Annotated in this window: 23 protein-coding genes; 15 read left to right on the top strand and 8 right to left on the bottom strand. The window is 39.0% G+C overall.

Annotated elements, in window-relative coordinates; translation table 11 throughout:
* Positions 1-55: 55 nt before the first annotated feature.
* The 6 genes from H5115_RS01880 to H5115_RS01855 all read left to right on the top strand — a co-directional run bounded on the left by H5115_RS01880 (position 56) and on the right by H5115_RS01855 (position 4,647).
* Positions 56-562, top strand: coding sequence for a hypothetical protein (locus H5115_RS01880; protein ID WP_182753341.1), 507 nt, complete (start codon positions 56-58; stop codon positions 560-562).
* Between the two features lie 22 nt (positions 563-584).
* Positions 585-1,196 carry a superoxide dismutase gene (locus tag H5115_RS01875; RefSeq protein WP_182753339.1) on the top strand — a complete coding sequence of 204 codons (612 nt, stop codon included), beginning with the start codon at positions 585-587 and terminating at the stop codon, positions 1,194-1,196.
* 74 nt (positions 1,197-1,270) lie between these two features.
* On the top strand, positions 1,271-2,623 hold the full coding sequence (locus H5115_RS01870) for a DNA-3-methyladenine glycosylase 2 family protein (RefSeq protein ID WP_182753337.1): 1,353 nt from the start codon (positions 1,271-1,273) through the stop codon (positions 2,621-2,623).
* Positions 2,623-3,093, top strand: a complete 471-nt coding sequence (locus H5115_RS01865; protein WP_182671096.1) for a methylated-DNA--[protein]-cysteine S-methyltransferase — start codon at positions 2,623-2,625, stop codon at positions 3,091-3,093. Before H5115_RS01870 ends, H5115_RS01865 begins: the two co-directional genes overlap by 1 nt.
* Before the next feature lie 72 nt (positions 3,094-3,165).
* Complete coding sequence (locus tag H5115_RS01860; protein ID WP_182753335.1) at positions 3,166-3,960, top strand: amino acid ABC transporter substrate-binding protein; 795 nt, start codon at positions 3,166-3,168, stop codon at positions 3,958-3,960.
* Positions 3,961-4,053: 93 nt separating this feature from the next.
* Positions 4,054-4,647, top strand: coding sequence for a thymidine kinase (locus H5115_RS01855; RefSeq protein WP_182753333.1), 594 nt, complete (start codon positions 4,054-4,056; stop codon positions 4,645-4,647).
* Here the strand turns inward: H5115_RS01855 and ltaE are convergent.
* Positions 4,621-5,625, bottom strand: a complete 1,005-nt coding sequence (ltaE, locus tag H5115_RS01850) for a low-specificity L-threonine aldolase (RefSeq protein ID WP_182753331.1) — start codon at positions 5,623-5,625, stop codon at positions 4,621-4,623. The genes H5115_RS01855 and ltaE overlap by 27 nt on opposite strands.
* Positions 5,626-5,665: 40 nt before the next feature.
* On the bottom strand, positions 5,666-6,598 hold the full coding sequence (gene rlmF / locus H5115_RS01845; protein ID WP_182753329.1) for a 23S rRNA (adenine(1618)-N(6))-methyltransferase RlmF: 933 nt from the start codon (positions 6,596-6,598) through the stop codon (positions 5,666-5,668).
* A gap of 128 nt (positions 6,599-6,726) precedes the next feature.
* Between rlmF and H5115_RS01840 the strand changes: the two genes are divergently transcribed.
* Entirely contained in the window at positions 6,727-7,635 is a 909-nt protein-coding gene (locus H5115_RS01840) for an alpha/beta fold hydrolase (protein ID WP_182720149.1), read from the top strand.
* On the opposite strand, the gene H5115_RS01835 is transcribed toward H5115_RS01840, so the two are convergent.
* The 3 genes from H5115_RS01835 to H5115_RS01825 form a co-directional block, all read right to left on the bottom strand.
* A complete protein-coding gene (locus H5115_RS01835) occupies positions 7,632-9,065 on the bottom strand; it encodes a sulfotransferase (protein ID WP_182720150.1) in 1,434 nt (477 codons plus the stop codon). The two genes, H5115_RS01840 and H5115_RS01835, sit on opposite strands and share 4 nt — an antisense overlap.
* A 249-nt stretch (positions 9,066-9,314) precedes the next feature.
* Positions 9,315-11,897 (bottom strand): TonB-dependent siderophore receptor, encoded by a 2,583-nt coding sequence (locus tag H5115_RS01830; protein WP_182753327.1) that lies wholly within the window; start codon positions 11,895-11,897, stop codon positions 9,315-9,317.
* Between the two features lie 316 nt (positions 11,898-12,213).
* Entirely contained in the window at positions 12,214-12,387 is a 174-nt protein-coding gene (locus H5115_RS01825) for an oxidoreductase-like domain-containing protein (RefSeq protein WP_076914924.1), read from the bottom strand.
* Between the two features lie 103 nt (positions 12,388-12,490).
* On the opposite strand from H5115_RS01825, the gene H5115_RS01820 reads away from it, so the two are divergent.
* Positions 12,491-12,913, top strand: a complete 423-nt coding sequence (locus tag H5115_RS01820; protein ID WP_002959004.1) for a hypothetical protein — start codon at positions 12,491-12,493, stop codon at positions 12,911-12,913.
* A gap of 87 nt (positions 12,914-13,000) precedes the next feature.
* On the top strand, positions 13,001-14,365 hold the full coding sequence (locus H5115_RS01815) for a M17 family metallopeptidase (protein ID WP_182753325.1): 1,365 nt from the start codon (positions 13,001-13,003) through the stop codon (positions 14,363-14,365).
* 39 nt (positions 14,366-14,404) lie between these two features.
* On the opposite strand, the gene H5115_RS01810 is transcribed toward H5115_RS01815, so the two are convergent.
* The gene (locus tag H5115_RS01810; RefSeq protein WP_182753323.1) at positions 14,405-14,791 is read right to left on the bottom strand and encodes a VOC family protein; all 387 of its coding nucleotides are present in this window, start codon (positions 14,789-14,791) and stop codon (positions 14,405-14,407) included.
* Between the two features lie 70 nt (positions 14,792-14,861).
* Complete coding sequence (locus H5115_RS01805) at positions 14,862-15,941, bottom strand: ketoacyl-ACP synthase III (RefSeq protein WP_101216126.1); 1,080 nt, start codon at positions 15,939-15,941, stop codon at positions 14,862-14,864.
* Positions 15,942-16,094: 153 nt separating this feature from the next.
* Here H5115_RS01805 and H5115_RS01800 point away from each other — a divergent pair, with 153 nt between their 5' ends.
* The 6 genes from H5115_RS01800 (at position 16,095) to H5115_RS01775 (ending at position 20,515) form a co-directional block, all read left to right on the top strand.
* The gene (locus H5115_RS01800) at positions 16,095-17,402 is read left to right on the top strand and encodes an amidohydrolase family protein (protein ID WP_182753321.1); all 1,308 of its coding nucleotides are present in this window, start codon (positions 16,095-16,097) and stop codon (positions 17,400-17,402) included.
* Positions 17,403-17,410: 8 nt separating this feature from the next.
* A complete protein-coding gene (locus tag H5115_RS01795; RefSeq protein ID WP_182753319.1) occupies positions 17,411-17,815 on the top strand; it encodes a DUF4440 domain-containing protein in 405 nt (134 codons plus the stop codon).
* 61 nt (positions 17,816-17,876) lie between these two features.
* Positions 17,877-19,118, top strand: coding sequence for a sensor histidine kinase (locus H5115_RS01790; RefSeq protein ID WP_182753317.1), 1,242 nt, complete (start codon positions 17,877-17,879; stop codon positions 19,116-19,118).
* Positions 19,115-19,642, top strand: coding sequence for a response regulator transcription factor (locus H5115_RS01785; protein ID WP_182753316.1), 528 nt, complete (start codon positions 19,115-19,117; stop codon positions 19,640-19,642). The genes H5115_RS01790 and H5115_RS01785 overlap by 4 nt, the downstream gene beginning before the upstream one ends.
* Positions 19,643-19,735: 93 nt before the next feature.
* On the top strand, positions 19,736-20,134 hold the full coding sequence (locus tag H5115_RS01780; protein ID WP_182753314.1) for a thiol-disulfide oxidoreductase DCC family protein: 399 nt from the start codon (positions 19,736-19,738) through the stop codon (positions 20,132-20,134).
* A 102-nt stretch (positions 20,135-20,236) separates the two neighbouring features.
* Positions 20,237-20,515 carry a peptidylprolyl isomerase gene (locus H5115_RS01775; RefSeq protein ID WP_182753312.1) on the top strand — a complete coding sequence of 93 codons (279 nt, stop codon included), beginning with the start codon at positions 20,237-20,239 and terminating at the stop codon, positions 20,513-20,515.
* Between the two features lie 74 nt (positions 20,516-20,589).
* Here the strand turns inward: H5115_RS01775 and H5115_RS01770 are convergent, their stop codons facing one another.
* The gene (locus tag H5115_RS01770; protein ID WP_182671113.1) at positions 20,590-20,937 is read right to left on the bottom strand and encodes an energy transducer TonB; all 348 of its coding nucleotides are present in this window, start codon (positions 20,935-20,937) and stop codon (positions 20,590-20,592) included.
* Positions 20,938-20,999: the final 62 nt, after the last annotated feature.

Here is a 20,999-nt window from a genome sequence, read left to right as displayed (position 1 = left end):
GTTTGTGGGTGTGTAAGTTAACTACACGCCCATAAATAAACGTGCAGATGATTATATGATCTCAAATCAAAAACAATCCCACTCAGATTTACTTTGTCTTGATCAAGCATTAAGCCCTTGGCAGTCGAATATAATGCAAGGTAATTATGCATTTGAACAAGGTGCACTTCTCGAAGCCCGCGATAAATACTTATTAGCTAAAACACTTGCAGATCATCTTCTTCAGCAGTTTTTATATGCTCAGATTAATAACAATGTCATCCATGCTATTGAGCATTGCATACCCGCACTTGTTGTTGCGTCGCATAATTTAGCTGATACCTATATAGCTATGCAACAGCCTGAAAATGCATGCAAATGGCTATGCGAAGTACACTTAACACTCTGTTCGCTAATTAAGCATACTCATTACGATATACAAATAGTGAGTAAGCATCATTACACTAAAACGTCCTCTGAACTTGTATCATTTGCAAGACGCTATCATTTTTTACCTGAGCTAATAGAGCAAGTGAATTTTTGCTTATGCTCACAGAGCACTACAAACAATCAACTGCACTAATTTAAAAGAAAAAGGAGTATTTATGGCTTTTACTTTGCCTGCACTTAACTATGAGTACGATGCGCTTGAGCCTCATATTGATGGTAAAACAATGCATATTCACCACACATTGCATCATCAAACGTATATTAATAAAGCCAATGCTGCTTTAGCAGATACTGTTTATGCAACCGCAAATGCTGAAAAATTACTTAAGGTAATAAACAGCCTGCCTAGTGATTTACAAAAAGCAGTACAAGAGCATGTAGGAGGGCATTTTAATCACAGCTTATTTTGGCAAGTAATGTGCCCGCAAGGAGGAGGTGAACCTGAAGGTAGTATAGCTCAGGCAATAAATGAACAGTTTGGCTGTTTTGATAAGTTTAAAGACCAATTTACTGCTGATGCAATTAGTCAATTTGGCAGTGGTTGGGCGTGGCTATGTGTGACCCCAGATAAAAAGTTGATTGTAGAAAATAGTGCTAATCAAGATAGTCCTTTAATGCAGGGAAATACCCCTATTTTGGGGCTTGATGTATGGGAGCATGCCTACTATTTGAAGTATCAAAATAAGCGTCCTGACTATATTGCTGCTTTTTATAATGTAATTAATTGGACTGAAGTTGAAAAACGCTACCTAGCCGCAGTAAGTTGAGTGCCGAATATGGCTAGTAATGTGAGTTTTTTTGTATAAGCTAGGCTCTATTAGGTTAATTTATAGAGCCGTTTATGGACACTTTACATTGGCAAAAAGCACGTCAGAGTCGCGATCCTCGTTTTGACGGGCTTTTTTACGTAGCGGTAAAAAGTACCGGTATATATTGCAGACCAATTTGCCCTGCACCAACGGCTCACGAAAAAAACGTTGCTTATTATCAGTTTGCCCATAACGCGGCGCAAGATGGTTTTAGGCCCTGTATTCGTTGCAGGCCCGATAGTGCCCCTGGCAGCGCAGCATGGCAGGGTACAAAAACGACTGCACTAAGAGCAAAACAGTTAATAGATCAAAATGACGAGCACGACTGCGAAAAATTAGCAGCTCGTTTAGGTATAAGTAGTCGTTATTTAAGGCAGTTGTTTAAGCAGTATTTTGGCGTGTCGATTACGCAATATCGATTATTTAACCAATGCCACTTTGCTAAAAAACTGATTCAAGAAACACATTTACCCCTTACCGAAATAGCGTTTTCCGCAGGCTTTAAAAGCATTAGGCGCTTTAATGATGCATTTTTACAGCAGTTAAATATAGCTCCCTCGAAGCTGCGCAGTGGCGATAAAAAGCCAACGTCAACACTCATTTTAACCCTACCATTTAGGCCGCCTTATAATTGGCCTGCTTTGCAGGGCTTTTTACAAAGGCGCTTGATAAAACCAATGGAGTGGATAACACAAACGAGCTACGGGCGTACTTTTGCAAGTGATAAATATAAAGGAAGCTTTACCGCTGAATTTATAGCGAGTAAAAACCACTTTAGTGTATCTATCAATATAGACAATACGGCGTACTTACAACCTGTTATAAATAATATACGCCGTGTGCTTGATTTAGATGCCGATATTAATTTAATTGAAACGCATTTAAGCGCCAATATAAACAATGCGTTTACAGTGTGTGAAGGGCTCAGACTTCCGGGGATTTGGTCAAGTTTTGAAGCCGGTATAAGAGCTGTACTTGGGCAACAAGTGAGTGTTACTGCGGCGCATAATTTAGTAACAAAGTTAGTTGATGAATTAGGCGAAAAAGAGGGCGCTGCCGTTTATTTTCCTACGGCTAAAATTGTTGCCAATAGTGATTTTGCATTTTTTAAAATGCCACAAGCACGCAAAAATGCGCTACACAACTTAGCCCAGTTTTGTGCACTAAATCTTGAAAATGACGATTTAGACGAATGGCTTAGCTTAAAGGGAATTGGTCCTTGGACAGTAAATTATGCAAAGCTGCGAGGACAAAGCCAACCCGATATATTACTTGATGGCGACTTAGGTGTTAAAAAAGCTCAAGCGGCGGCAAACCCTTTTGAGCCTGCTAATTGCGCTCCCTTTCGCTCTTACTTAACGTTTCAACTTTGGCAGCAATTATAATGATCATTCAAACATCAATTTCGAGCCCTATAGACGACATAATTATTCAAGCGACTGATAAAGGTGTGAGTTACGTTGGTTTTTATCCACCAGTTGAATACTCTTATACGCCATTTGAGCAAGTTACTAACAAGGCGGTGCTTATTTGCGCTGCGCAGTTAAATGAGTACTTTGCAAAAAAACGCACTATGTTTGATGTACCACTTGATACAACCGGTACAGTATTTCAGCAAAGTGTATGGCAAGCACTATTAACTGTGCCTTTTGGACAATCGCAAACATACGGCTATATTGCTAACCAACTCAATAACCCAAAAGCAGTGAGGGCAGTAGGCGCTGCTAATGGTAAAAACCCGATTAGTATTATTGTACCGTGCCACCGCATTATTGGCGCAAATGCAAAGTTAACGGGCTATGCTGGTGGGCTTGAAAGGAAACTGTGGTTGCTGAAACACGAAGGATTAATGTAAATTAATTGATAAAATATAGCCAGTCTGCTTAACTCAACCTATAATTTAAATAACCAACTAATAAAAATTATTATGCGTATTAATAGCTTAGTTTACTTTTTTATTGCCAGTTTAATGTTTACCGCTACTGCGTTTAGCAAGCCGCAAAGTCTCGTGTTTTGTTACGAAGACAAAAACATAGCACCCATGTTTTTAGGTGATGGCCAAAATATACCAACAGATAAACCTGGTGCATCAATCGAAATACTTCAAAAACTTGATTTAGCATTGCCCAATGTAGCAATATCATTTGTTAGAAAGCCATGGCGTAGATGCTTAAACGATTTAGAATTTAATCGAGTTAATGCTGTTATTGCAAGTTACCGCAAAGGGCGAGAAAACGTTGCTGTTTACCCTGTTGATGAGCAAGGTAAGTTACAAGATGACTACGCAGTAAGTGAATTTGGCAGCTGCCTTATAGGGCGTTATAAATTTTATAAGGAATGGGAGACTCGTGAAGTATTTCAAAATAAAGCATTTACGATAGCTATTCCTAATGGTTATGGGCTAAATAGCGCGTTAAAAGAAGAACCATTTTTTATTCATAATACGTTTTCTAAAAGCAAAGCTTTTGAGTTGCTAGATAAGGGGGTAGTGCAAGCGAGCGTTGATCTATGCCAAGTAGATGGCTTAAAAGTGTCGAGTTATCCGTATGAGGGTAATAATGTTAAACCTATTTATCCCCCTTACGAAACCAGCCATGGTTACCTTGTATTTTCAAAAAAATTCTACGAAGAAAATAATGCTCTAAGCTTGCAAATGTGGCAGTGGTTATCAAAATTCGAAAGTGCACCTGTGTATATTAAATACTTACAAACACTTAAATAAACAGGCCCTGACAAAATAAAATTCGCGTTTGTAAATTGGTATTAATTTAATATTAAGGTAGCATAAGCGCACTTTTTATAAAATGGCACCACAATGGCTCAATTATACTTTTACTACTCTGCAATGAATGCAGGTAAATCAACCACGTTATTACAATCTGCATTTAATTATAAAGAACGTGGCATGGAACCTGTGATCCTGACTGCTGGCATTGATGATAGACAAGGCGTGGGTAAAGTATCGTCTCGTATTGGCTTGCAAGCAGATGCGCATGTATTTGATGCAAGCAAAGATGTTTTTGATCTTATTCAATCACTCAACAATGATAAAAAACGCCATTGTGTATTAGTTGACGAGTGCCAATTTTTATCAAAAGAACAAGTAATGCAATTAACCGATGTGGTTGATGAATTAGGTATACCGGTATTGTGTTATGGCTTGCGTAACGACTTTAGAGGCGAGCTATTTATAGGGTCGCAATATTTGCTTGCGTGGGCTGATAAGTTAGTTGAGCTTAAAACTGTATGCCACTGTGGACGTAAAGCAAACCATGTACTGCGTACCGATGAAAATGGTGAAGCAATAGCCGATGGTAACCAAGTAGAAATTGGCGGCAATGACCGATATGTTTCGGTATGCCGCAAACATTATAAAGCCGCGTTAAATATGGGCCGACAAAGCATTTAAAAATGTATCAATATCTTCGCGCGTAATATCTAAATGCGTTACTAGCCTAAGCTGCTTGCTTGGGCTAAATAGTATACCTTGTTGTTTAAGTGCCTCAGCAATCTCTTCAATGTTTATACTGCTAGTGTATGTTGCGTAAACCATATTAGTGGTGTTACTCATATCTACAGTAAAGCCACTGATTTCACTTAATTGTTGAGCCAAATAACGTGCATTTGCATGATCGTCTTTTAAGCGCTCTACATTGTGCTCAAGTGCAAACTGCCCGGCAGCTGCAAGCATTCCGGCTTGGCGCATACCGCCCCCAAGTACTTTTCTCCATCGTCTTGCTTTATTAATAAGTGCTGGTGAGCCTAATAATAAAGAGCCTACGGGCGCCCCCAAACCTTTAGATAAACAAATAGAAATTGAGTCAAAGTGCTTTGTGATTTCAGTGATATCAACATTTAGCTCAACAGCGGCATTAAAAGCACGTGCGCCGTCTAAGTGCAGCGCTAAATTATGCGTGTTAACAAAGTCACGAGCTTGGGCTAAGTACTCAAGCGGGAGTACTTTTCCGCCTATGGTATTTTCTAAGCTAAGTAATCGCGTTTTTGCAAAATGACAATCGTCTGGTTTTATTGCTGCAGCTATTTTACTAAAAGGGATACTGCCATCAGCATTGTTTTCAATAGGCTGTGGTTGCACAGACCCTAAAACAGCTGCTCCGCCGCCCTCAAACTTATAGTTGTGAGCATTTTGGCCACAGATGTATTCGTCACCTCGTTCACAATGCGCCATTATTGCAAGTAAATTGGCTTGTGTACCTGAGCTACAATAAAGTGCGGCTTCAAAATTAAAACGCTTACACGCATAGGCTTCTAGTTGGTTAACGCTTTCATCATCACCATATACATCGTCACCAACCGGTGCGTTGTACATAATGTCGCGCATTTCTTTTGTTGGTTTTGTAACTGTATCAGAGCGAAAATCTATCATGATTGCCTTATCCTTTTTATTATTTTTAATAAAATTGGTATTAATCAAGCTCGCTACAAATTTGCTCACGAGTGTCTTTATCAAAGTAGGTCCATGCAATAAAGCGGCTAATTTTTTGACCTTGTGCCATATCAACTATTTTATACTGTTCTATTGGTTGAGCTTTTAATACTTCTTCAAGGGCTGCAATATTATCTTTTTTAGAGACTAACGATGTAAACCACAGTACTTGCTCTGCAAAGTCTTCGCTTTCTTTAATCATATTAGAGATAAACTGTACTTCACCGCCTTCACACCACAATTCATTATTATGGCCACCAAAGTTAAGCGTGCTACTGGGTGTTTTTCCTAGGTTTTTCCATTTACGTTCACTGCCTTTACTTGCCTCTTCTTCACTTGCATGAAACGGAGGGTTACAGAGCGTTAAATGGTATAGATCTTTTTGATTTATAACGCCTTTAAAAATATGTGATGCGTTTTTTTGTTGTTTTAGGGTTATTTTTAAACCATTAAACTGAGCAATTTGCTTTGCTATTTTTACTGAGGCTGTATCAATATCAGTCCCGGTAAAATGCCACTTATATTCACTTGTACCAGTAAGCGGATAAACTAAATTAGCACCAGTACCAATATCAAGTACTTTAATTTGCTTACCTAAAGGTATTTGTTGTTGGTTATCATCACTTAATAGGTCGGCCAAGTAGTGAATGTAGTCAACACGCCCAGGTATAGGCGGGCATAAGTTGTGCTCGGGAATATCCCAAAAATCAATATTATAATGTGCTTTTAAAAGAGCTTGGTTAAGTGTTTTAACGGCTTTGTTATCACTAAAATCAATACTTTTAGTCCTTGCAGGTGTGGTTATAACAAAGGGCAGTAGAGCAGGATGCTCTGTTGTTAATAAATCGAAGTCGTACCCATTTTTATGTAGGTTACGAGGGTGTAATTTTGAACGTGCTTTATTTTCTTTCATGGCTTCATTTTAACAACAGATATGATGTGGTGATTGTAACAAATGCTGATGAGTAAAGTGCAGACATTTCCTTTGGTATATTTAATATTACTGGTAGGATGAGTTGAAAATAATAAAAAGGAATAACTGTGGCAATTTCTCAGCAATCAATAATAGTTGATTTAGACTCTCGGCAAACTCTTCATTTACGCCGTATTAGCGATGAAGATCAGCAAGGGCCTATCGTATTTTTTATGCATGGAGCAATAGAAAACGGTAAGATTTTTTACACGCACTCAAATAAAGGACTTGCCCCTTTTTTAGCTGAGCATGGGTATAGATGTTATGTGGCTGATTTACGTGGCCGAGGTGATAGCAAGCCAATCATTTCGAGTGAGTCCGAACATGGACAAACTGAGTCTATCCTAGAAGACATCCCTGCCTTTATTAAGCAAATAGAGTTGATTGAAGGCAAAAAGCCAGACTACTGGGTTGCTCACTCTTGGGGCGGGGTATTGATGAACAGCGCGTTTGCACGTTTTCCAGAATATATTAACGACGTTAAAGCATGTGTGTATTTTGGCTCTAAGCGTTCTTTATTTAATAATCATCCTCAAAAATTATTACAAGCCAATTTAATTTGGTATTTTATGGCGCCTTTACTTGCTAAAAAACATGGCTATTTAAATGCTAAAGGTTATAAGTGGGGCAGCGATAACGAAACTCAAAAGTCGCATTATCAAAGTATGCAATGGGCTAAAAAGAAGCCATGGATAGATTCTGATGATAATTTTGATTATGCAAAAGCGCTAAACAACCTGCATTTACCGCCAACGCTTCATATTGCTGCGGTAAAAGATAAAGCATTAGCGCAACCAATCGATATTCAAAAATTTATGGACGAATCGGGGCTAGGCATTCAACAAATGCAAATTTACGGTCGTAAACACGGGCATAATTTTGATTACGATCATATTAATATGCTTACCCACCCAAGTGCGCGTGATGATCAATTTAAAGATTTACTTAATTGGTTTAAAGCACATCCGATTAATTAATTCTCATCAAGTAACTTTAGAAGAGGTGTTTTGTAACGCTCCCACTTAGCGATTGCGGCGTTATTAATAGGTTGGCGAATAGCATGTTTACTCAAGGTCGTTACCGGTGTTTTTTGTTTATAAAATGCTAAGCAGCGCTCTTCAAAACTACAGTTTAAAAAACCAAGTAACTGCGTTAGCTGCTCTTTTGGGTTACTCACTAAATCTTCGTAACTGACATCATAAATTGGCATCTCTTTAAAAGAGTGCCAATGGCTCATCAATTTTTCATACAACTTATGATAAAGCTTAAACTCAGGTAGTGAGCAAAAGTAAGGCTCGTTTTCAGCAAAGTAATTAGTGAAGATAGAAAATGCAGTGGCATTAAAATCACGACTTAAATTTATAAATTTAGCATTTGGAAATAGAATATATATAAGTCCGAGCGACTGATAGTTACTCGGTAGTTTATTTATTATAAAAGGTCTGATGGGCGATGCTGTTTTTAATGTTGTGATATACAGCTCGCGGGCTTTTTTGATTAAATCCGGCGTTAAATGTGCTAAACATTGCGGGTAAGTCACTCCCGTTTTTTGTTCGATAAAAGCAACTGCGTTATTACTAATACTCGTGCTCTCTCCTAGGCTCGAAAACTGACTATGGCTTGCCAACATTTGCTCCACAAGGGTAGAACCACTACGAGGCATGCCAATAACAAATACAGGCGTGATATTATCCGTAAATTTTTTATCGGCAGAGGCTATAAACTCCTCGGTGTTGTATTTTATTATTTCATCGTAAAAAGGGATTAAATCTCTAGTGTTAAATTCACTTAATTTTTTTTGTAATTTATTCGCCAATATAAAATAATTAAATGCTTGCTCGGTATCCTCAAGTGCATCGTAACTGTTTGCTAATGCGTAGTAACACACCATTTTTAAACGTAAATTACTCGTTTGAGTTAATAAGTGGTGCAAATTACTTACATAATTATGTTCTTTATCAAAGCGACCTAATTGTACAAGTTCAAATAAAATATAGGCTGTTACAGGGTATACACCAATGCTGAGTGCATGAGCAAAAGTTGTATGAGCTTTATCTAACTCGCCATGTGTTAAATAGTGCTGTGCTAAGTAATAATGAGGTTCTGGATTATGACTTGCTAATTTTTTTGCGTATTCAAGCACCGTTAGTGCATCGTTTGGCGAATGAACACCGTTAAATGCATCAGCAAGGGCATGTAATGGTTCAAGCATATGAGGCAAGCGCTCACAAGCTTTTTGGAGTAGGTATACAGCAGCGTCGTAACGTTCTAGTCGTAAGGCAATTCTGCCTAAGCCAAATAAAGCCTCACCATTTTCAGGGTTACTATTTAAAATTGCTTTAAAATGGAACTCGGCTTCTTTGAGTTTATTTTGTTGCAGTAGTTGGTTGGCTTTTTCAAGTAGCATAGTTATACCAATTTTATTAAAAAATAATCATTCTATCGCATTAAATAGCGTACTCACTGCGTTAAAAATTATTCATATAGAGCAACTATATATCATAGTTTTCGCCTTGTTATTACGCTATTTTCTGAGCGCTATAATAGAACACTTATTCAATGCAATTGGTATTGTTCATTATTATTTTTATTCACTATAAAATTAAAAAGGCGAAATGTCTTTAACATTTCGCCTTTGGTTCTTCATGAAAATAGTTTAAAAAGTATATGTTGCTTTAGCGTAGTAAAAGCCACCGTTAATACCAAACGGAGATGTTTCGTAGAACTGACCACCCCAGTTGTTATTAGGGATGCCCGTTGCATCTGCAAAATCAAGTTTTTCAGCATCTTGGTCGAATAAGTTTTGAGCGCCTACAGAGAAGCTAACTGATTCATTTAAGAAGTAAGTTACTTCAGCATCAATAGTGACTGCAGCATCTGCTGTTTTAGCTGTTGCATCATAATCAACGTGAACACCTTGGTATTCGCCGTAGTAGTTTGCACGAGCAAATGCAGAAACTGATTCCCATTGTTGAGACAATGTGAACGTTGCACGATGATTAGGTAAATCTTCTTCTAAACGCTTAACTTTAAACGCACCTGTAATTTCACTAAATTTAGTTACTTCAGTATCATTCCAGTTATATGCAAGGCTAAATGTAGAGCTACCGCCCATTAATTCAGCTGTATAGTTTGCAACTAAATCGATACCTTGTGTTGTTGTGTCAAAGTCATTTGTAAAAAAGCTTACCTGAGCAAGGCCTTGTACATTAGGTACTCCTGCTGCTGCAAGGGTATCTTTGTCTGCTTGGCTTAAGTTGATTTTATCTGATTGGCTAATACGGTCATCTACTTGGATGTTGTAGTAATCAAGCGTTAAAAATAATTCGCCAATTGTGTATACAGCACCAAGCGTATAACTTTGCGATTCTTCCGGCTCAAGCTCTGTACCACCTAATTGCACTGCAATTGGGTTTGTTGGTGGAAGAAGCGCTGAATCTTGTAATACACCGCCATCTAAACTTGTTTGTACGTTACTTACGTTAGCTTGACCAACTGTAGGTGCACGGAAACCACTGCTTACAGAACCACGAATATTTAAATCTTCAGTTAAATGGTATTGAGCCATTACTTTATAGTTAGTGGTAGTGCCAAAGCTGTCGTAATCTTCAAATCGAAGTGCTACGCCCATTAAAAAGTCTTCAGTAAACGGCGCTTCAACATCAACATATGCTGCATAGTTACGGCGAGAAAATTCACCTGCTTGTGATGGTTTAAAACCAGGGAAACCATTAGAGCCAATACCAAAACCTTGTGCTGTTAAAGGGCCTGCTGTGTAAGATGCTTCATCACCAGAGACGATAGTAAATGTTTCTTCATGCCATTCAAAACCACCGGCAATGTTTACATCATAAGCTAAACCAAAGTCGATACCTTTTGATAAATCAAAGTTAAAGTTCTTCTCTAGTTGTTCGTATTTACCCGGGCTGAAGTCTCGTGGTGTATCTGCACCTAAAGAGGCATTAACCGTGTCGTAAATAAAGTAACGTGATTCATTTAAGCCAACAGTACCGCTTAAGTCATAGTAAGTATCTTTTAAGAAGCCACCAGTGAATCGACCTTTAGTACCAATAGTTAAAGAAGTATCAGTAATGTTGCCGCCAAAGTTAGGTGTAAAGCCACCTGGAAGCATCTCATTAAAGGCAAAACAATCTGGGTTGTTTGCTACACCATTTATGTAAGCAGGATCATCTAGTACATTGCCGTCTGTTATTGTGATAGTTGGACAGTTAGCACTCATATCAGGTGTTGTGTCGGCAACAAGTAATGTTTCGCCACCATCATTTGAGTAAACACCAGAACGTGTTTGCGGATTACGGTAATAAAAACCGCCACGTACATCACGTTCAGAGTAGTTACCAAACATGTAAAATTCAGAGTCGTTTGTTAGCTCTAAACCCACATTACCAAAAATAGTAATATCGTCATCTACTTCTGGTGCACCCCATACTTGTGCAAGAGAAGATACTTCAGGCACACCGGCAGCTGAAAGTGCTGCAGCATCGGCACGTTGAACTGAACGGCTTGTTGCATCAGCTGTTTTATATTGAAAGCTTAAATTAGCAAAACCATTGTCGGTAAACGGTAAACCTACGTTACCCGACACTTGTGTTGTATCGCCATCGCCTTCATAAAATTGACCGTGGCGGATTTCTAATTTACCACCTTCTGAAGCGTCTTTTAGTTGGAAATTCATTACACCGGCGATTGCATCAGAACCATACTGCGCAGCCGCGCCATCGCGAAGTACTTCTACTTGTTTAATCGCAATGCTTGGAATAACTGAAATGTCTGCGCCTTGCGCGCCATCGTTGATACCACCGCCTAAAAATGCGATTACAGAAGCACGGTGACGACGTTTGCCGTTTAAAAGAACCAATGTGCTGTCTGACGGTAAACCACGTAAGTTAGCTGGACGAACAAGAGAAGCCGCATCACTGATAGGGTTTTGGTGTACGTTAAACGATGGTACTGCACCTTTTAAAAGTTCAAGCATGTCAGTGTTACCTGACTTTTCAAGCTCTTCGCCGCCAATAATGTCGATTGGAACCGGTGAGTCACCTATTGAACGAGGAGCTGAACGCGTACCTACTACGGCAATTTTCTCAACGTTTTTATTTACTTTAGTTTGTTCCTGCTCGTCTGCCGCAATAGCAGATCCAGAAATAAATAACCCTGCAGTGGTTGTAGCTAAAGCAAATTTGATTGCTTGGTTTAGCGCATTATTTTTTAATTTCATTCTAATTTTCCCCAGTTAGAATAATTCTTATTTTTGATGTAAATTTCACATCATTTGTTTTAACTTAATTTTTTGTTTCACATAAGTTTGAGGTTTTAGCTCAAAAGCCTAATCAATTAAGCTTACTTTTTGTGAAGTCCTATCTACAGACTATAGATAAAAAACAGGAAGGGCAATTACTAATTAACCGTTTGATAACAAAAAGATTCAATTTAAGAAAAAATGCAACAGTGGTGCAAAGTAAAACTAAAATGAACTAAATAAGTGCAAATAAGGCTATTGAGGGGAATATTAATGCGCTAACTGCATTTAAATGTTATTTATTTGTTTCTTTTTTTGTGGGGTTTTCAATGTTTTGTGCGTACCGCCAAGCTGCTAATTTTTCTTTGTATTCATCCCATACGCAGGGACAGCAACTGCCACCACCGCAACATTCATCAGATTTTGGTTTTTCAGGTTTTTGCGGTAATTGATTTGTTATATTCTGCATTGTTGTATGTATTTAATACTAATTTGGTGCAAAGGGTAAGTTAAAGGGTGTTGAAAGTAAATTATTCTTTGTGAACCTGCGCTGCTGTGTGAAAATAAAAGTTATGCGATTATATAAAGTTATTCACCGTGCACCTTGGCGGGTAGTTAAAATTAGTAAAAAACGCCAACAGCTGCGTTTTCGCCGTGCTATGGTGGCGCTTAAAATCGCACTCGCCCAAGAAAAACAAGAAACTAAAGAAATGCTCTCTATTTATAGGCGTTACACTCAAGGCCACACAAGTAAAGAAGAGTTAAAACGCGCAAATGAGCAATTTGTTGATATTTTAAAAGGGTTAGGGCTCGGTGTATTTGCTGTATTACCTTTTGCTCCGCTTACAATTCCTTTAGTTGTTAAATTAGGGAGTTTGGTGGGAGTTGATGTACTGCCAAGTTCGTTTAATATGAACAAATCTATTAAAGAACTAGATGCTAAAATAGATCAAGAAAATCAAAAGCAAGAATCTAAAAACAGCTTAAAAAAGTAGCTAAAATCCCTTCAAATTAGCGATACCTTTTAGGTGCGCTTATTGATATGCTCTTAAGTACCATTTTTATATTATATGAGCTTTTTAATGAGTGCATTACTACGTCATACATCTTCTGGTATTCCTTTATCTTTTATTCTTAAAAACGAATTATCTGACTGGCAAGCACAGCAGCCTGCATTTATACAAAATTGGTTAACTAATACAGGTTTTGAAAAGCAAGGTGTTGCTTTAATTCCTGATGCTAAAACGGGCGAGTTAAGCCAGGTATTTTGTTTAATGCAAAGCAGCGATGATTTTTGGGCTGCGGGTAATTTAGCAAATACACTTCCTACAGGTACTTATCAAATTCAAGGCGACAGCGCTTTTGTAGAGCAGGTTGCTTTAGGGTTTGTACTTGGTGGTTACGAATTTAGTGAATACAAAGAAAAACCAACAGCAAAGGCGCAATTAGCCATTAGCGATAAAGCGTTATATGAACGCATTAGCCAACAAGCTGATGCCATTACACTTGCACGTGATTTAGTTAATACTCCAGCGGTAGATATGATGCCGCAACATTTATCGCAAGTTATGGAAGATTTAGCTGCAACTTACAATGGCGAATTTTCACAGTGGGTTGGTGATGAGTTACTAGAGCAAAACTACCCGACTATTCATATGGTGGGTCGTGCAAGCGAAAATAAACCGCGTTTACTTGATTTAAAATGGGGCGCGACAAATGCTCCATTAATTACACTAGTCGGTAAGGGCGTATGTTTTGACTCAGGCGGACTTGATTTAAAACCGAGCTCTGGCATGCGTAACATGAAAAAAGACATGGGCGGCGCGGCGCATGTAATTGCACTAGCGCAGCTTATTATGGCAGCTAACTTACCAATTAGATTACGTGTACTTGTACCAGCGGTTGAAAATGCAGTATCGCGCAATGCATTTCGCCCAGGCGATGTTATTAAAACGCGCAAAGGTATTATGGTCGAAATTGATAATACAGACGCTGAAGGCCGCTTAGTATTGTGTGATGCATTAAGCGAAGCGCAAAACGATAACCCTGAGCTAATTATTGATTTTGCTACCCTTACAGGCGCATGTCGTGTTGCATTGGGCACTGAGCTTCCGGGCTTTTTCTCAACAGAGCGCGATGTAGCAAATGGTATTATTGATGCAGGAATGGACGTAAGCGATCCGGTTTGGCAATTGCCTTTATTTGATCAGTACAAAAGCTTCTTAAAGAGCGATGTAGCTGATATGGCAAACTGTGCAAGCACACCATTTGGTGGTGCTATTACTGCAGCGCTTTACTTAAAAGAATTTGTTGAACCAACAACACCGTGGGTACACTTTGATGTAATGGCATGGAATTTACGTGCCTTACCTGGTCGCCCAACGGGTGGTGAAGCATTAGGTATTCGTGCTGTATTTAACTACTTACAAAATCGTTTTAATAAATAAGTTTTTGATTCAATAGTAAGAACTTGAGCTTTATGAGTTTTAAACCTCATAAAGCTCAAGTGGCAAATTATCTGGATCGGCAAAAAAGGTAAACTTTTTGCCGGTTATTTCATCCACTCTAATATCCTCAACGTTTACATCGCACGACTCTAAATACGTTTTTGCAATCTGTACATCCGCCACTTTAAATGCTAAATGTCTTAAGCCTTGTGCTTCGGGATAGCTGGGTCTTGCGGGCGCTCCATCAAACGAAAATAGCTCTATTTGGCTACCATCGGGCATGGCTAAATCTAATTTATATGAATTGCGTTCAGCTCTAAAGTGCTCATTAATAACGTCAAGTTTAAGTACATTGCTATAAAAGTGTTTAGAACGTGCATAGTCACTACAAATAATCGCAGCGTGATGAATACCTAAAAGTTTCAAGTTTAATTCCTTAAAAGCAAAAAACGCACTTAAATAAGTGCGTTTTAAATGTGGCTTATTACATGCTGCGTTAGCTTTGCTCGGCTTCTTTACATGCTTTAACAGCTGGTGCTACAAGCTCTAAACCAGTTTTATCACATGGCGGTAAAGCGGCATCACTTACACTAATAGGCGTTACACGTTCGCCCCATTTTATGTAACTTGCAGCCCACGTAAGACCTGCACCAAATGCAGCAGACATAATATTTGAATGCGGTTTAATTAACCCTTGCTCAACCGCTTCACATAACGCAATAGCAATAGTCGCAGCAGAGGTATTACCATACTCACCAATGTTAACCATTACTTTTTCGTCAGGTACTTTTAAGCGATGCTGAATAGCCTGAATAATACGTAAGTTAGCTTGGTGTGGAACGAGTACATTAATGTCGTCAAGGCTTAAATCAGCTTGCTTAAGTACGTCGTCGCAGGCTTCACTCATACCTTTTACAGCACGTTTAAAAATTTCACGACCTTCAAATAATAAATCTGATGGGCCAATTGGCTCATACTTATTTAAATCGCTACCAAAGTTGGTGATGTGTAAAATATCGCGGTCTTCGCTGTCGCAACCAGTTTTGGTACCAAGTAGACCAGCTGGTGTATCGGCAGCTTCAAGTATTACTGCACCTGCACCATCGCCAAATAAAACAGCGCTGTCGCGACGTGCCCAGTTTACGTACCAGGTCATACGTTCAGCGGCAATGACCACTGCTTTTTTAATCATACCCGCTTGAATTTGTGCTGTAGCAGCTTGCAACGCATATAAAAAGCCCGAACATGCCGCGTTTGTATCCATTGCGGCAGCGCCTGTTGCACCAATATTTTTTTGTACTTGTGAGGCGGTATTTGCCACAACGGTAGAAGGTGTACAGGTTGCTAATATCACTAAATCAATATCTTTAGGATCAACGCCTGCGCACGCAATAGCATGCTTAGCAGCAACAGTTGCCAGCTCGGCGGTACTTACATGGCTCACCCGGCGAGATTTAATGCCTGTACGCGTGGTTATCCACTCGTCGGTGGTATCAACTATTTCACTAATTTCATCGTTGCTAATGCTTGCTGGTGGAATGCATTTACCCCAACCAGTGATATGTGCGTAAGGCATAGTATATTCTCTTAAGGTGGTCTGACATGTATTACTAATGGGGGAGTTATACCAAAAAACGGCTTTCAAGACTAGTTTATAGCATGCTTTGTGTCGTAAATATTCGCAATTACAGGTTATTTAAGGTAATGCTAGTATAAAAAAGGAGCAAGTATGAAAACAACACTAATAACAACATTCACTGCAATAACACTGGCATTAATAACAACTGGGGCTTTTGCTCAACAGCATAAAATTATTTATGCGGGCAGTTTACTTGCATCCGAAGATCAAAAAGTAAAAACAGAGCAAACGTTAGTCATAACAGATAATACAATAACAGCTATTAAAAACGGCTACCTCACAAAAGCAGAACTTAACCTACCTGATGCCGATATTATCAATCTTAAAAATCAATTTGTAATGCCTGGTCTTATTGATATGCATGTTCACGTTACGTTTGAGCGAGATGCTAAAGCAAACCCTCACCGCTGGGCAACAGAATATGATGCCGATTATGCTTTGCGCTCAATTAAATATTTACAACGTACGCTCGATGCAGGTTTTACATCAGTGCGAGATTTAGGTAGCGATCACAAAGTAATATTTCCGCTAAAGCGCGCTATTGAGCGAAATGATATTAATGGCCCTCGCATTTTTGCAGCGGGTAATACAATATCGCCTACTGGTGGACACGCAGATATGCACGGATATCGAAAAGATATTACAGATGCGGTTACAGGCGGGATTGGTATTTGTAATGGCGCGGATGATTGTAGCCGTGCGGTACGCGAGGTAATTAAAAGTGGCGCTGATGTAATTAAAATTACTGCCACGGGTGGAGTACTAAGTAATACCGCTGCTGGTGTTAACCAACAACTTACAGATGCAGAGCTGGTTGCAATTGTTGATACTGCTCACCACTTAGGGCGTAAAGTTACAGCGCATGCACACGGTACACAAGGTATAAAAGCGGCCTTAAAAGCCGGTGTAGATTCTATTGAGCATGGCTCTTATTTAGATAAAGAGGCAATAAAGTTATTTAAAAAAACGGGGGCTTATTTAGTACCGACGCTTTTAGCGGGGGCAACGGTAAGTGAAGAGGTGCTTACAAACCCAAATATGCCACCGGCAATAGCCGACAAAGTGCGTGAAGTGACTCCGAAAATGCAGGCTTCGTTTAAACTTGCACTGAAAAACAAGGTTAATATAGCTTTTGGAACAGACTCTGGGGTGTCGCGTCATGGGCTTAATGCTAACGAATTTAGTTTAATGGTAAACAATGGTATGAGCGAAGCCCAAGCTATTAAATCAGCAACCATACATGCAGCTAAACTGCTGGGGCAAAGCGCACTCATTGGCGACTTGAGTGTTGGTAAACAAGCAGATATTATCAGTGTGAATGGCTCACCGCTTAAAAATATTGACGTACTTAAAAACGTACAATTTGTTATGAAAGCCGGGCAAGTTTATAAACAATAGGGAAGGTTATGAGCAGCAAAATAAAAGTGTCGTTGTTTAATCATTTGATTGACGCTGAGCGCCAGTTACTAGACCCAGAAGTTCGCCAATCTGAGCGCGCATTAGACGCTTTACTCGATGATGAATTTATCGAAATTGCTGCCAATGGCACTACATTTAATAAATACCAAGTACTAACTCGTTTACCTACCGAGGTTGTGCCACAGTTTTATAATCAGCATTTTAAGGGCCGAATGCTGAGCGATGATGTAGTGCAACTTAGTTACCAAGCTGCTTTTAGGCGCTCTGCTCGCGCTGAGTTTAATTATTCATTGCGTATGTCGCTTTGGCGTAAAAGTAATGAACAATGGAAAATGGTGTTTCACCAAGGAACGCCTTGTGCGCCGTTTTTAATTTCGATGGATGATGATTAAAAATCATATAACCGTTAAAATAACCTTATTAAACATTTGATTGGGCAATAACCTGTTGTTAATGCGTACCGACCCCACCATTAGTCGATTATTAATGCTGCGAAGCGGCGCTATTGCCGTGCAATTAATTGCGGTACTTAGCGTTTATTTTTTACTAGAACATCAAATTGCATTACTGCCTCTACTTATTGTTATTGCCGTTGAGGCTGTGTTTCAGCTTATTAGCCTATTTGCTTATCGTAATGTAAGCCGTGCTAAACCTTTGGGTATGTTGATGCAGTTAACTGCAGACGTATTATTTTTAACGGTTTTACTATCGCTAAGCGGCGGTGCAACTAATGCATTTGTTTCGTTATTATTGCTCCCAATAATGATCGCTGCTGTTACGCTGCGAGAAAAAGGATTAGCTTATATTGCGGTATTAGCCATTGCCGCATACAGTTTGCTACTTATAAAGATGCCCGATCACAGTATGCATCAAATGAATATGAGTGGTCATTTTATTGGCATGTGGGTTAATTTTGTTTTAAGTGCCAGCGTAATTGCACTTGTTATTGGCGCAATGAGCAGGGCACTTAAAGAGCGAGAGCGAATTATTGCAAACGTGCGTGAAAAACAATTGCGTAATGAACAGCTTGTTACCCTTGATGGGGCCGCTGCACAAATCACCCATCAACTAGCGACCCCAATTGCAAATTTACAGCTATTGTTTGAAGAGTTATTAGAAGAGCAACCAAACAACCCTATTGTAAAGCACATGCAAGCGCCGCTTACTCAGTGTAGTACGCAACTTAACGACTTTAGAAAACTCTCAGAGCAATTACGTCTTAAAAATTCACAAGAGCATACCACCGTAAAGCAACTGCAAACGCAAATTACAGATACGCTTTTACTGCAATACCCTGATCAGCACATTAAATGGATTACGCCACCTATTGCGGCAACGCTATTGAGTGATGCGATGTTATTGCCTGCTATTTTAAATTTATTGCAAAACGCCGCGCTCGCTAATCAAAAACAAGGTAAAACTCAATTAGAGCTGAGTTGGCAGCAAGATAACTTACATAGTGAATGCGTTTACTTGTTAATTCGTGATTTTGGCCGTGGCTTTTCGTCATCGCAATTAGCAGAGCTGGGTGGTCAACTTATGCCAAGCGACCAAGGAATGGGGCTTGCTGTGCTTTTATCAAACGTTACTTTTGAGCGTTTAAATGGCTCACTTACCTTGTTTAACCATGCAGATGGCGGCGCTGTCGCCAAAGTTAAACTTGCTATTGTAAACACTGAGAATAACGCCTCATGAAGTTACTTATAATTGAAGACGACATAAATTTAGCCAGCACACTGGCAAGGCGCTTAACTAAACAAAGCTTTACCTGTGAGGTGGCGCATAACCAAAGTGATGCGTTACTTGCTGCGCGTAAATTATTACCCGACTTTGTTTTATTAGACATGAAACTAGGCGACGATAACGGACTGACACTAATAAAGCCGCTGCGTAGTTTGCTCCCCCAAACTCATATTGTTTTACTAACTGGGTTTGCAAGTATTGCAACCGCAGTAGAGGCAATGCGGTTAGGTGCAAACGATTACCTTACCAAGCCGGTTGATATGGCAACTTTATTAAAAGCGCTCAACACTGAGCCTGTGGCATCGGCATCGAGTGTTATTGATGATGCGGTTATGTCGCCAGAGCGTTTAGAGTGGGAGCATATTCAACAAGTATTACACAGTAATAATGGCAATGTGTCGGTTACCGCAAGGCAACTTAATATGCACAGACGTACTTTGCAGCGCAAGTTACAAAAAAAGCCGGTGCAGCAGTAATTTAATACTTAATTTAAGGAAAGTGTTGTGAGCAATGATGCAGTGACAATAATGCAGTGACAATAATGCAGTGACAATAATGCAGTGACAATAATGCAAAATCAAAAAATTATATTGTTTGATGCGCAATGTAAGTTATGCAGCGCGTGGTGTAACTTTATTATTGCTCACGACACTAATACCATTTTTAAATTATGCAGCGTGCAATCTCCAAAAGGGGAGCTGTTGTTAACGTATTTTGGTTTTTCAACAATTGAATATGCCTCAATGGTTTACCTAGAAAACGGTAAAGTATTTACACAAAGCCATGCTTTTTTTAATGTTGTTAAGCAGCTAGGTTACCCATACAAGCTAGCAAACGTATTTAGTATTTTGCCAAATAGGTTTAATAATTGGCTATACGATAAGATTGCTTTAAACCGCTATACTTTATTTGGTAAATATCAGTATTGCAGAATTCCCAACCCAGATGATGCCAAACATTATTTATAAATTAGTGGTTAATACACTGCAGTATAAGTAGATGCTAGGTTTATAGGGTTGTGTTAAAATCGCCGCGTTTAATTTTAGCTAACGGTATAAAAGGCTTTTTTCATGGCAAACACAGCACATGCACTTCACATTTTGGTTAAGCACAAAGAAATTGCAGAAGATATTATTAAGCAATTAGGTAAAGGTGCGAAGTTTCAGATCTTAGCTAAAAAGTATTCGTCATGCCCATCGGGCAAAAAAGGCGGTGACTTAGGTGAATTTAGACGCGGCCAAATGGTTCCACAGTTTGATAAAATTGCATTTAAAGGCGCAATTTTAGAACCCCACCTAGTTAAAACAAAATTTGGCTGGCATGTAATTAAAGTACTTTATCGTACTTAGTTTACTTTTAAGTAAAGAAGTAACCTTCGCTGTATAGAAAAAGGCTGCAATGTGCAGCTTTTTTTAGTTAGTTATTATTTTGCTAAATTAAAATCTATAGTCATTTCTAAGTCTTCATCAACTACCGCAATACCATTAACTACTTTAGGTGCATAACGCCATTTAGAAAGAGAGCGAATCGCTGCTTTATCAAAAATTTTCACAGGCTCAGCTTTAATCACTTTAATATTAACTGGCTTACCAGATGTATCTACATCAAAAGACATTGTCACACTACCTTCAATTTTTTCACGGACACTTTTAATTGGATACTCCGGAGGACTGGGCATTATCAGTGTAGCGTTAGGGCTATCAGGTAGATGTGTTGTCGAACAAGCGGTTAAAAGAAACAGTGACGTCAATGTTGTAATTATATATTTCATTATAAATCCCTTTATAGGTATTATTATCGATTTGTTAGAGGTCGTTTCTATAATGACACCAA

The organism is Pseudoalteromonas sp. SR44-2, from assembly GCF_014163745.1.
Classification (GTDB): domain Bacteria; phylum Pseudomonadota; class Gammaproteobacteria; order Enterobacterales; family Alteromonadaceae; genus Pseudoalteromonas; species Pseudoalteromonas distincta.
This window is presented reverse-complemented; position numbering and strand designations above follow the sequence as displayed.